At 70.8% G+C, this 9,727-nt stretch carries 14 protein-coding genes; 5 read left to right on the forward strand and 9 right to left on the reverse strand.

The features are described 5' to 3' along the window. The 4 genes from RWO82_RS13805 to RWO82_RS13820 form a co-directional block, all read right to left on the reverse strand. The coding region (locus RWO82_RS13805) for an ATP-binding cassette domain-containing protein (RefSeq protein ID WP_314428046.1) at positions 1–542 on the reverse strand (542 nt) is incomplete at its 3' end. Beyond that, positions 539–1,327 carry a molybdate ABC transporter permease subunit gene (gene modB, locus RWO82_RS13810; RefSeq protein WP_314428047.1) on the reverse strand — a complete coding sequence of 263 codons (789 nt, stop codon included), beginning with the start codon at positions 1,325–1,327 and terminating at the stop codon, positions 539–541. The genes RWO82_RS13805 and modB, both read right to left, overlap by 4 nt. Beyond that, positions 1,324–2,100, reverse strand: coding sequence for a molybdate ABC transporter substrate-binding protein (modA, locus tag RWO82_RS13815; protein WP_314428049.1), 777 nt, complete (start codon positions 2,098–2,100; stop codon positions 1,324–1,326). The genes modB and modA overlap by 4 nt, the downstream gene beginning before the upstream one ends. Positions 2,101–2,103: 3 nt before the next feature. Further along, on the reverse strand, positions 2,104–2,496 hold the full coding sequence (locus RWO82_RS13820; RefSeq protein ID WP_314428050.1) for a TOBE domain-containing protein: 393 nt from the start codon (positions 2,494–2,496) through the stop codon (positions 2,104–2,106). A gap of 150 nt (positions 2,497–2,646) precedes the next feature. On the opposite strand from RWO82_RS13820, the gene RWO82_RS13825 reads away from it, so the two are divergent. Genes RWO82_RS13825 through RWO82_RS13840 form a run of 4 tightly spaced genes read left to right on the forward strand, consistent with a single transcriptional unit; the run spans position 2,647 to position 5,379 of the window. Continuing rightward, on the forward strand, positions 2,647–3,417 hold the full coding sequence (locus RWO82_RS13825; protein ID WP_314428051.1) for a HesA/MoeB/ThiF family protein: 771 nt from the start codon (positions 2,647–2,649) through the stop codon (positions 3,415–3,417). Beyond that, positions 3,414–4,661: a gephyrin-like molybdotransferase Glp gene (gene glp / locus RWO82_RS13830; protein ID WP_314428052.1), complete on the forward strand. Its 1,248-nt coding sequence runs from the start codon at positions 3,414–3,416 to the stop codon at positions 4,659–4,661. The genes RWO82_RS13825 and glp overlap by 4 nt, the downstream gene beginning before the upstream one ends. Beyond that, positions 4,658–5,137 (forward strand): cyclic pyranopterin monophosphate synthase MoaC, encoded by a 480-nt coding sequence (moaC, locus tag RWO82_RS13835; RefSeq protein ID WP_314428054.1) that lies wholly within the window; start codon positions 4,658–4,660, stop codon positions 5,135–5,137. Before glp ends, moaC begins: the two co-directional genes overlap by 4 nt. Further along, a complete protein-coding gene (locus RWO82_RS13840; protein WP_314428055.1) occupies positions 5,134–5,379 on the forward strand; it encodes a MoaD/ThiS family protein in 246 nt (81 codons plus the stop codon). Before moaC ends, RWO82_RS13840 begins: the two co-directional genes overlap by 4 nt. Positions 5,380–5,489: 110 nt before the next feature. Here RWO82_RS13840 and RWO82_RS13845 read toward each other — a convergent pair whose 3' ends face one another. From RWO82_RS13845 to RWO82_RS13865, 5 genes are all read right to left on the reverse strand, one after another. Continuing rightward, complete coding sequence (locus RWO82_RS13845; protein ID WP_314428057.1) at positions 5,490–5,930, reverse strand: molybdenum cofactor biosynthesis protein MoaE; 441 nt, start codon at positions 5,928–5,930, stop codon at positions 5,490–5,492. Further along, positions 5,927–6,415, reverse strand: a complete 489-nt coding sequence (locus tag RWO82_RS13850; RefSeq protein WP_314428059.1) for a MogA/MoaB family molybdenum cofactor biosynthesis protein — start codon at positions 6,413–6,415, stop codon at positions 5,927–5,929. The genes RWO82_RS13845 and RWO82_RS13850 overlap by 4 nt, the downstream gene beginning before the upstream one ends. A 38-nt stretch (positions 6,416–6,453) precedes the next feature. Further along, on the reverse strand, positions 6,454–8,088 hold the full coding sequence (locus tag RWO82_RS13855) for a molybdopterin-dependent oxidoreductase (protein WP_314428060.1): 1,635 nt from the start codon (positions 8,086–8,088) through the stop codon (positions 6,454–6,456). Positions 8,089–8,172: 84 nt separating this feature from the next. Beyond that, a complete protein-coding gene (locus tag RWO82_RS13860; RefSeq protein WP_314428061.1) occupies positions 8,173–8,448 on the reverse strand; it encodes a hypothetical protein in 276 nt (91 codons plus the stop codon). Between the two features lie 67 nt (positions 8,449–8,515). Then, a complete protein-coding gene (locus RWO82_RS13865; RefSeq protein ID WP_314428063.1) occupies positions 8,516–9,214 on the reverse strand; it encodes a GTP pyrophosphokinase family protein in 699 nt (232 codons plus the stop codon). Positions 9,215–9,310: 96 nt separating this feature from the next. On the opposite strand from RWO82_RS13865, the gene RWO82_RS13870 reads away from it, so the two are divergent. Then, positions 9,311–9,670: a nuclear transport factor 2 family protein gene (locus RWO82_RS13870; protein ID WP_314428065.1), complete on the forward strand. Its 360-nt coding sequence runs from the start codon at positions 9,311–9,313 to the stop codon at positions 9,668–9,670. Positions 9,671–9,727 lie beyond the last annotated feature (57 nt).

Below are 9,727 nucleotides of genomic sequence, written 5' to 3' on the forward strand. Positions count from 1 at the left end.
CGCCTGATGTCACCGGCGGTCTCGGGGTCGAGGGCCACGAGCGGCTCGTCGAGCAGCACGACGCGGGGGGATGCCGCGAGCGCGCGAGCGACGGCGACACGCTGCTGTTCGCCACCGGACAGCTCGTGCGGCATCCGCGATCCGGAGCCGGGCAGCCCGACGCGGCCGAGCCAATCGTCAGCACCCGCTCGCGCGGCACGAATCCCGACACCGGCCGATCGCGGACCGAATGCGACGTTCTCGCGCGCCGAGAGATGGGGGAACAGCCGTGGCTTCTGCCCGAGCAGCACGACTCCGCGGCGCATCGGCTCGGTCCGTACCCGCGGCTTCGCGACCCGATCGACGACACGTCCCTCGACCGCGATCTCGCCCCCTCGCAACGGCTCCAGTCCGGCGAGGGCCTGCAGCAGCGTCGACTTGCCCGCGCCGCTCGGACCCATCACCGCGACCGTCTCCCCCGCCTGCACCTGCAGCGAGACGTCGACCGTGAAGTGCTCACGCGGCACGACGACGTGGGCGCGCAAGCCCTCTGCACCGGTCATCGTGCTGCTCCCGGCCGCCATCCGCGCACGAGCAGCAGCACGAGGATCGCGGTGACGAGCAGCAGCAGCGCGAGGGCGACCGCGGCCCCCTGGGTCACCCCGGCCCCGTTGAAGGCGGTGTAGATCGCCAGGGGCATGGTCTGCGTGACGCCGGGGCGGTTGCCCGCGAAGAGCGCGGTCGCGCCGAACTCGCCGATGGCCCGGGCGAAGCACAGCACGACGCCGGCCACGATGCCGGGGGCCGCGAGGGGCAGCGTGATGCGGCGCAGGAGCGTCCAGCGTCCGGCGCCGAGCGCGGCGGCCGTGCGCTCGTACTCGACCCCTGAGGTGCGCACGGCACCCTCGACGGCCAGCACCAGGAAGGGCAGCGCCACGAAGGTCTGCGCGAGCACGACGGCCGGCGTGCTGAACGAGAGCCCGAGACCGCCCAACCACCCCGCTCGCCCGAACAGGTAGAGCAGCGCGACGCCGCCGACCATCGGCGGCAGCACGAGCGGCACGGTGACCGCGGCCCGCAGCACCGCCGCCAGTCGAGGGCCCGAGCGCGCGATCGTCAGCGCCAGCGGCACACCGATCAGGATGCACAGCACAGTGGCGACCAGGCCGGTGCCGAGCGACAGGAGCAGCGCGGATCGTGCGGCCTCCGACGTCACATCGGCGAGGAAGGTCGACCACTCGACGCGGGCGACGAGTGCCGCGAGCGGCAGGATGAGGAAACCCAGGCCGATCAGCGCGGGGATCGCCAGCGCACGGGGCGCGTATCCGTGCGGGGTCGCCGTGCTCACGGCGCCCCGAAACCGTGGTCGGCGAGGATCCTGCGCCCCGCGTCGGAGAGCACGAAGGCGACGAACGCCTCGGCGGCAGGCCGGTTCGCCGCCTCCGACAGCGTGGCGATGGGATAGCGGTTGACGACGTCTTCGGCTCCATCGGGGACGATCGGCTCGACATCGTCGCGTCCGATCACGTCGGTCGCGTACACGAGCCCGGCATCGGCCTCGCCCGCTGCGACCTTGGTGAGCACCGCGGTCACGTTCTGCTCAAGGCTCGCCGCATCGACCTCGACGTCGGCGTTCGAGAGCAGCGAGGCGGATGCCGCACCGCACGGCACTTCGGGGGCGCACAGCACCGTGGTGACGTCGGCCAGGTCGGCGAGGGTCTCCACGCCCGCGGGGTCGCCGGTGGCCACAGCGATCACGAGAGTGTTCGACGCGAACAGGGTGGGGTCGACCGCGTCGCCCCCGAGCTCCTGCATGGTGACCTCATCGGCAGAGGCGAACACATCGGCCGGGGCGCCCTCGCGCAGCTGTGTGGCGAGCGTCGACGAGCCGTCATAGACAGCGCTGACCTGCACCTCAGGATGCACCTCGGTGAACGCCTCGCTCATCTCGTCGAACGCACCCGAGAGCGACGCGGCCGCGTAGACCGAGAGCTCGCCCCGGACGGCACCCCCGGATGCCTCGCCGGCGGTCGGCGACTCCGTGCTCGACGCGCACCCCGCGGCGGCGAGGACTGCGGCGGTCATGACCACCGCGAAGGTGCTGCGGAGAGCGCGGTGCACGGATCAGCCCTTCGGCACGTCGACGACCACGTTGGTCGCCTTCACGGATGCACTGGCGAGAGAGCCGACCTCGAGGCTCAGCTCGCGAGCGGCTTCGGCCGACATGAGCGAGACGACACGATGGGGACCGGACTGCAGGTCGACCTGAGCCATCACTCCGTCGATCTGCACGCGGGTGACGATGCCGACGAAGCGATTGCGGGCGCTGGAGAGAGCATGATCCGAGTCACGCGCCTCGTCGGCCAGTTCGACTGCCCGCGCGGCGAGCGCATCTCCGGGGATCTCGGCGGGCACGGCGTCGGTCGTCGGCAGCAGGCCCTGATCGACCCAGCGCCGCACGGTGTCGTCGCTCACGCCGAGCAACTGGGCGGCACGGGAGATGCGGAAGCTCTGCATGCACGAAGATTACCGCACATGCGGATGCAGAGCGGTGAAAAAACCGCATTCGCGGAGGCACACCACAGGCGCGTCCTCCCCACGCGTGCGAGGCACGGAGAAACCCCCGGTCCCCGCCGCACGTGCGGCTCCGGGGCATAGCCTGGTGCCATGCAGCCGCTCGTCGCTCCCGCCCCCGCTCTCGATCCGGCCGAGCTCGTCCGCACCGCTCGGCATGCGGTGCTCGCGGGCATCGGCGAAGAGGGGCAGCGACGCCTCGCGGCGGCCCACGTCGCGGTCGTCGGCGCCGGTGGTCTCGGCTCGCCCGTGCTGCTCGCCCTCGCGGCCGCGGGCGTCGGATCCCTCACGGTGATCGACGACGACATCGTCGAGCTGACCAATCTGCAGCGGCAGCTCGCCCACCGGGTCGAAGACATCGGCCGGCCGAAGATCACCTCGGCCGCGCGAGCGATCGCCGCGCTGTCGCCCGGGGCCGAGGTGCTCACGGCATCCGAGAGGCTCGACTCCGCCAACGCCGAGCGCCTGTTCGCCGGGGCCGACATCGTGGTCGACACGAGCGACTCCTTCGCCACTCGGCGCGACGTGGCAGCCGCGACAGAGGCACTCGGCATCCCTCTCGTCTGGGGTGCCGTGCAGGAGTGGCATGGGCAGGCCACCGTGTTCTGGTCGGATCCGCCCGAGGGGCACGCCCCGGTCGTCCTCACCGATCTGTTCCCCCTCGGCACCGAGGGCGAACCGCCCAGCTGCGCGCAGGTCGGCGTGCTCGGCGCCTTGTGCGTGCAGATCGGCGGGCTGCTGGCCGGCGAGGTCGTGAAGCTCATCACCGGCGCGGGCGAGCCGCTGCTCGGCCGCCTCGCGATGATCGACGGGCTCACGGCCCGACAGCACGAGATCGCGATCCGATCGGCGGTGTCGGCGTGAGCGCCGCAGGAGGCGGCCGACGATCGGTCGAGGAGCAGTTCGCGCGCGTGCTCGACGCGGTGCGCCCGCTGGCGGCCGAGACCCGGGCGATCCGTGACGCCGCGCAGCGCACGCTCGCGGCCGCCGCGACGGCCGCCCACGACATCCCCCTGTTCGACAACTCCGCGATGGACGGATTCGCCGTGCGGTTCGCCGATGTCGCCGCGGCATCCGAAGAGAGTCCCGTCGTGCTGAGCGTCGTCGCGGATCTGCCCGCGGGGGTGTCGGATGACCCGCCGCTCGCGTCGGGCGAGGCCGCACGCATCATGACGGGGTCCCCTGTCCCGACCGCGGCGGATGCGATCGTGCCGTTCGAGGACACCGGCGGAGGTCTCGCCGATTCGCTGGGCGAGGTACGTGTGCTGCGCGCGCCGTCCACGTCCGGAGCCTTCGTCCGCCGACGCGGCGCCGACCTGCGCGCCGGGGATGCCGTGGTGCAAGCGGGCGAGCAACTCGGCGCCTTCCAGCTCTCTGCCGCGGTCGCCGCCGGGGTCCAGAGCGTGTCGGTCACGCGAGCGCCACGGGTGGCCGTCGTGTCGACCGGCAGCGAGCTGCTGGCTCCCGGCGAGCCCGTGACCCGCGGCCGCATCCCCGACTCCAACGGCCCGCTACTCGAACTCCTCGTGGCCGGAGCCGATGCCGAGGTCGTGCTCGTCGCCCGCGTGACCGACGATGCCGTGGCCGTGCGCGCCGTCACGGCCACGGCGGTCGAGCGCGGCGCCGACGTGATCGTCTTCACCGGCGGCGTGAGCGCAGGGGCGTACGAGCCCGTGCGCGGCGCGTTCGACGGCCGCGGTCAGGTCGAGTTCGCGAGCGTCGCGATGCAGCCCGGCAAGCCTCAGGCGTTCGGGGTCCTCGACTCGGGCACCCTGGTGTTCGGTCTCCCCGGCAATCCCGTGAGCGTGGCGGTGTCGTTCGAGGTCTTCGTGCGGCCGGCGCTGCTCCAGCTGCAGGGCCGCACCCGCATCCATCGCCCCCGCGCGTCCTTCACCGCGGATGCCGCCTGGACCACGCCCCCCGGGCGTCGGCAGTACCTCCCCGCCGTCGTCGACCTGGCGAACAGGACCGTTCGTCCCGCGACCGCCGGCGGCTCGGGCTCGCACCTCGCCGGCGGACTCGCTCGTGCGCACGCCTTCGCGATCGTGCCGGCCGAGGTCGAAGCCGTCGCCGTGGGCGATGCGATCGATGTCATGCTGGTCGAATGAGCTTCACGCATCTCGATTCGGCCGGTCACGCCCGCATGGTCGACGTGACCGGCAAGCAGCCGACCGTCCGCACCGCCACCGCGCGCGGCTTCGTGCGCTGCAGCTCCGACGTGATCGCGGCGCTGCGCGACGGCACCGCCCCCAAGGGCGACGTGCTGGCGGTCGCCCGCATCGCCGGCATCCAGGCCGCCAAGTCGACCCCGACCCTGCTGCCGCTCGCGCACGTGATCGGCGTGCACCGGGCGAACGTGGAGCTCGACATCGTCGACGACGGCGTGCACGTCGAGGCCACCGTCGGCACCGCCGACCGCACCGGCGTCGAGATGGAGGCCCTCACTGCGGTCTCGGTCAGCGCGCTCGCGATCGTCGACATGATCAAGGGCCTCGACCGCTCGGTCGTGATCGAAGACGTGCGCATCGTCGCGAAGTCGGGCGGCCGCTCGGGCGACTGGGTGCGCGAGGGAGAGACACGATGACCGCGACGACGACTCGCGTGCGCTACTTCGCGGCTGCCGCGGAGGCCGCAGGAGTGGATGCCGAAGACCGGGCCGAGGCCACACTTGCCGAACTCCGGGCGGCGGTCGTCGCCGAGCATCCGGCACTCGTCGGCATCCTGCCCCGGTGCGCCGTGATGGTCGACGGCGTGCGCAGCGACGACGATCGTCCGCTCGACGACGCCCGGCTCATCGACGTGCTGCCGCCGTTCGCGGGGGGTTGAGGCTCCGCGCGGACCACCGCGCCGGATCCGGAAAACCGCGCCAGACGCGGACCGCCGACTCCGAAGCATCCGCATCTCGCGCGGTTCACCGAATCTCGGCAGGCGCGAACTCAGCCGCCGATGCCCTTCCACGCGGTCGTGCCGTCGGACTCGAGCTGCCGCTTCCACACGGGCAGCTCGCTCTTGATGTCCTCGATCACCGCGCGGCACACCGCGAACGCCTCCGCACGGTGCTCTGCCGCGACCGCGATCACGACGGCCGCGTCGCCGACGTCGAGGTGGCCGATCCGGTGACTCACCGCCACGACCACGCGGTGCTCGCCTACCGCATCCGCCGCCGCGTTCTCGGCGATGCGCCGCAGCGCGGCCTCGGCGTCGGGGTGCGCGCTGTATTCGAGCCCCACGACGGGCGTCTGCGCGTCGGGGTCGTTGTCTCGCACTCGTCCGATGAACGTCGTGACGCCGCCGAGTGCGGGGTCGTCGACCGCGGAGAGGTGCGCGTCGACGTCGAGGGCGTGATCCGAGATCGCTGCGATCCGCACGTGGTTCATGAGTGGTCTCCTCCATCGGTCTGGTCGACGACGTGGCGCGCCACGGTGAGGATCACCGGCACCCCCGACGCCACCGCCCGGGTCGAGCCCGGCAGGTTGACGATCAGGGTGCCCGCAGGATCGACGACCCCCGCGACGCCGCGCGACAGGATCGACAGGGGCGTGTCGGCGAGGCCGGAGCGTCGCAGCTCTTCCCCGATCCCCGGGACCTCGCGCGTGATGACCTTGCGGGTCCCCTCCGGGGTGTGATCACGGGGCGCGACGCCGGTGCCTCCCGTCGTGATGATCAGGCGCACACCGCGAGCGACGGCCCGGCGCAGCGCATCCGCCACGGAGTCGACGCCGTCGGGGATCACCTCGGCATCCGGGCAGTGCCACCCGGCGTCCCTCAGCAGCCCCACGGCGATCGGACCGCCCCTGTCCTCGCGCTCCCCGGCGAACGACCGATCCGACACGGTGATCACACACGCGGGCAGCGACGTCATGGCTCCACCCTAGGGCGCGCGTCCCTGCGGCGCACGGCTCAGTTGACGCGTACGAGCGAGCGCTGCCAGCCCGATGATCCGTTCGGTGCGATGGGTGCACGCTCCTCGATCTGCAGATCGCCGTTCTTGTTGATCGCCCGCACTGCCACGTAGTGCGTGCCGGGAGTCGCGTCCCATTCGAGGAACCACTGCACCCAGGTGTCTTCGTTGATGGGCGTCGACAGCGTCGCCGCGGTCCAGTCGCCCTCGTCGATCTTCACCTCGACGCGCTCGATGCCCACCGACTGGGCCCACGCGACACCGGCGATCGGGATGCGACCGGCGTCGACCGCCGAACCGAGCTTGGGGGTGTCGATGCGCGACGAGAACTTGATCGGCGCCTCGGCGCTGTAGCCGCGGGGCGTCCAGTACGCCTCGTCCTGCTCGAAAGTGGTGACCTTGAGCTCGGTGAGCCACTTGGTGGCCGAGACGTATCCGTAGAGCCCGGGCACCACCATGCGCACCGGGAACCCGTGCTCGAGCGGCAGCGGCTCGCCGTTCATGCCGACCGCCAGGATCGCGTCGAGACCGTCGTCCGTCAGGGCGGAGAGCGGGGTGCTCGCCGTGTAACCGTCGACGCTCTTCGACAGCACCATGTCTGCGCCCGACTTCACGCCGGCCTTCTTCAGCACGTCGCGCAACGGCACACCGAGCCACATGGCGTTGCCGACCAGCTCGCCTCCGACCTCGTTCGACACGCACGTCAGAGTGATCGCATACTCGTCGACGCCCATGTCGAGGATGTCCTGGAAGCTCAGCTCGACACGCTCGTCGACCATCCCGTCGATCACGAGTCGCCAGGTCTCGGGGTCGATCGTGGGCACTGTCAGAGCGGTGTCGACGCGGTAGAAGTCCTTGTTCGGAGTGAACAGCGTGCTCAGACCCGGGATGTCGAGCTCGGCACCCTGCGGCACGGTCACCTTCGTGCCGGGCGAGGGGAGCTTCAGTGCCTCGCGGATGTTGGCCACCGAGGCGACCGTCATGCTCACGGCACGCGAGGCGACACCGACGATCACGGCCGATGCCCCGGCGATGCCGGCGAGCAGGAAGAACTGACGTCGGGCGATGGGCTTCGCGATGCCGGATGCCTCCGCATCCTCGCCCGCACCCGCATCCGGGTTCTTGTCCGCTCCCGGAGCGGCCCCGGGGGTGCCCGTCACCACCGACGCCCGCCAGGCCGAGAGACGACGGACCAGGAGGACCATGATGATCGAGCCGGCGATGGTGCCGAGCACGGGCGGGAGGAAGGCGAGAGGCGTCACGCCGGCGCGTGTGACGATCGCCGCGGTCGAGAGCGCCCCTGCGATGACGAGGGCCACGACCCCGAGCGGCGGACGCACGAGCTGCAGGATGCCGCCGATCGCCGACGCGATCACGACGGCGAGACCGAGACCGACCAGCAGCGCGATCTTGTCGTATTCGCCGAAGGTGGCGATCGCGAACTCCTTGAACGGCTGCGGCACGATGTCGATCACGAACCCGCCCACCGCCAGGATCGGGCTCGCCGATCGCGCGAAGAGCAGCGCGAACAGCTCTGCGGCGGCCAGGAAGACGGCACCGCTGATCAGGCCCGCCAGTGCTGCCCAGAAGATGAACCGGCGTCGCGTGACGCGTCGTCCTGCGTGCTCTGACATGCTGTGCTCCTCGTTCGCCGCGACGCTGTCGTCATCGGTTGTTCGGAGCGACGCCGCGATCGGATGGAGCGGCGGGAGTCGTGGTCAGAGCGGTCGGGCCGTGATCAGGTCGGCGCCCTGCGACTGCCGCAGCGTGCGCAGGCACCGCGAACACAGGATCTCGACCGTGCGCGGGTGGTTCTCGCCGCAGTCGCAGTCGATCGACACGCGCCACTTGGCCCTGCGCCCGCACGGCGCGTACGCCTCCTCGTCACCGTGATCGCATTCGCAGCGCTGCCGCCCGCGGTCGAGGCCCGCGAGTTCGTCGAGATCGATCGCCTGATCGGCGTCGAGAGACCGGGATTCCGCTGTACTGACCACCTGCTGATGGTGCCAGGGTGCGGATGCCGACGCAACCCGCGCACCCCGCACGACGACCGCGGCAGTGTCAGACCTGCACGATGTGCGGCGGCGGAGGCGGAGACAGTTGCCGCTGAGGCACGCCGTGGGCCTCGCGGTGCAGGCGCTCCATGCGGCTGTCGAGCTCGGCGGCCGCCTCCGCGGCATCCGTCAGGCTCTCGACGAGGTGCGAGGGCACCTGATTCGAGAACTTGTAGTAGATCTTGTGCTCGAGACTGGCCCAGAAGTCCATCGCGATCGTGCGGAACTGCACCTCGACCGGCACCGACAGCGCTCCGGTCGACAGGAAGACCGGCACCTCGATGATGGCGTGCAGGCTCTTGTACCCGTTGTCCTTCGGGGTCGCGATGTAGTCCTTGACCGTGCGCACCGTCACGTCGTCCTGCGCGGTGAGGAGGTCGAACAGTCGATACACGTCGGCGACGAAGCTGCACGTGACCCGCACGCCGGCGATGTCGGTGATGTCGGTGCGGATGCGCTCGAAGTCGGGCTCGGCGATGCCCTTGCGGGCGATCTTCTCGACGATGCTGTCGGGCGTCTTGAGACGGCTCTTCACGTGCTCGATCGGGTTGTACGCGTGATGGTGCGTGAATTCGTCGCGCAGGATGCCGATCTTGGTCTCGACCTCGCGCATCCCGAACTCGTACTCGCGCAGGAAGCGCTGGAACTCGTCACGGAGCTCCCGAGTCTGCTGGATCGCGTCATCGGTGACCTGAAGGGACGTCATGCTTCGACGTTATCCGTCCGTGATCGGAAGTGGCTGTGGATCCTCGATGATTCCCGCGCCTTGACGATGTCGGACGCCCGGTCTAGAACAGAGCACATGACCACCCCCGGAGAGAAGTGGGCCGCGGCATACGTAGACGCCTGGACGTCGAACGATCCCCAGCGGATCGCCGCTCTGTTCAGCGAGGACGCCATCTACCTCACCAGTCCGGACGCCGAGCCGAGGGTGGGTCGGGCCGACATCGTCGCCGGATGGCTGGAGGACAGCGACGAACCAGGCTCCTGGTCGTTCGAGTGGTGGATCGTGCGCGAGGACGACGACTTCGTCGCGATCGAGGGGCGCACGAAGTATCCGGCCGAACGCGATTACGTGAACCTCTGGATCGTGCGTCTGGATGCCGAGGGCCGCGCGACGGCCTTCACCGAGTGGTACATGCCGCGCCCCCACGAAGACTGACCCCGCCCCCCGGTCGTTGAGCGAGCACGGCGAAGCCGAGCGAGACGAAACGCGCCC

Origin of the sequence: uncultured Microbacterium sp., assembly GCF_963521645.1 — a bacterium.
GTDB lineage: Bacteria > Actinomycetota > Actinomycetes > Actinomycetales > Microbacteriaceae > Microbacterium.

Coding starts and splice junctions, on each gene's coding strand:
- RWO82_RS13850 (WP_314428059.1), bottom strand. CDS start 6,415: ATGACGTCGCTGCCCGCGTGTGTGATCACCGTGTCGGATCGGTCGTTC.
- RWO82_RS13865 (WP_314428063.1), bottom strand. CDS start 9,214: ATGACGTCCCTTCAGGTCACCGATGACGCGATCCAGCAGACTCGGGAG.
- moaC (WP_314428054.1), top strand. CDS start 4,658: ATGAGCTTCACGCATCTCGATTCGGCCGGTCACGCCCGCATGGTCGAC.
- RWO82_RS13820 (WP_314428050.1), bottom strand. CDS start 2,496: ATGCAGAGCTTCCGCATCTCCCGTGCCGCCCAGTTGCTCGGCGTGAGC.
- RWO82_RS13870 (WP_314428065.1), top strand. CDS start 9,311: ATGACCACCCCCGGAGAGAAGTGGGCCGCGGCATACGTAGACGCCTGG.
- RWO82_RS13845 (WP_314428057.1), bottom strand. CDS start 5,930: ATGAACCACGTGCGGATCGCAGCGATCTCGGATCACGCCCTCGACGTC.
- RWO82_RS13825 (WP_314428051.1), top strand. CDS start 2,647: ATGCAGCCGCTCGTCGCTCCCGCCCCCGCTCTCGATCCGGCCGAGCTC.
- RWO82_RS13855 (WP_314428060.1), bottom strand. CDS start 8,088: ATGTCAGAGCACGCAGGACGACGCGTCACGCGACGCCGGTTCATCTTC.
- RWO82_RS13840 (WP_314428055.1), top strand. CDS start 5,134: ATGACCGCGACGACGACTCGCGTGCGCTACTTCGCGGCTGCCGCGGAG.